Raw genomic sequence first — 711 nt, 5'->3', positions numbered from 1 at the left:
GCGCATAGCCTTGCGGGTCCCTGCCTTCGTCCAGCTTGAAGCGGTTGATCAGCTGGCGGCCCAGGTGGCCGCGCGCGCCTTCGGCAAACACGGTGTACTTGCCGTGCAGTTCCATGCCGAGCTGAAAATTGTCGGTGGGCTGGCCGTCCTTGCCAATGCCGAGATTGCCAGTGGCCACGCCTTTGACGGATCCGTCGTCGTTATAGAGGACTTCGGCCGCTGCAAACCCCGGGAAAATTTCAACGCCAATGTTTTCGGCCTGCTGTGCCAGCCAACGCACCACGTTGCCCAGGCTGATGACATAGTTCCCTTCGTTGTGAAAGCAGTCCGGTACAAAAAAAGCAGGCGTCTTGATCGCGCTTTTCTCGCTGAGAAAAAGAACCTCGTCAGCGGTGACGGGCTGGTTCAGCGGCGCGCCCTGTGCTTTCCAGTCCGGAATCAGTTCGGTCAATGCCTTGGGGTCCATCACGGCACCCGAAAGAATATGGGCACCCGGTTCGGATCCTTTCTCGAGGACCACGACAGAGATGTCCTTGCCTTTTTCGGCCGCGAGCTGCTTCAGGCGAATGGCGGTGGACAGGCCGCCGGGGCCGCCGCCCACCACGACCACGTCGTATTCCATTGCTTCACGTGGGCCGAACTGGGCCAGAATTTCTTGGGTGTTCATCGGGGGACTCGCTGATAATGATTTTCAGGAAGGATTGTCGGTCT

At 59.1% G+C, this 711-nt stretch carries 1 protein-coding gene; it reads right to left on the bottom strand.

Going from position 1 to position 711, the window contains the following annotated elements:
* Positions 1-667 (bottom strand): NAD(P)/FAD-dependent oxidoreductase (locus tag AC1D0Z_RS23485; RefSeq protein ID WP_477660523.1); only part of this gene is annotated, 667 nt, incomplete at its 3' end.
* Between the last annotated feature and the right edge of the window lie 44 nt (positions 668-711).

It is taken from the genome of Polaromonas sp. P1_E3, assembly GCF_056405935.1.
The sequence above is the reverse complement of the archived record's forward strand: the minus strand, read 5'-3'. Positions and strand labels throughout refer to the sequence as shown.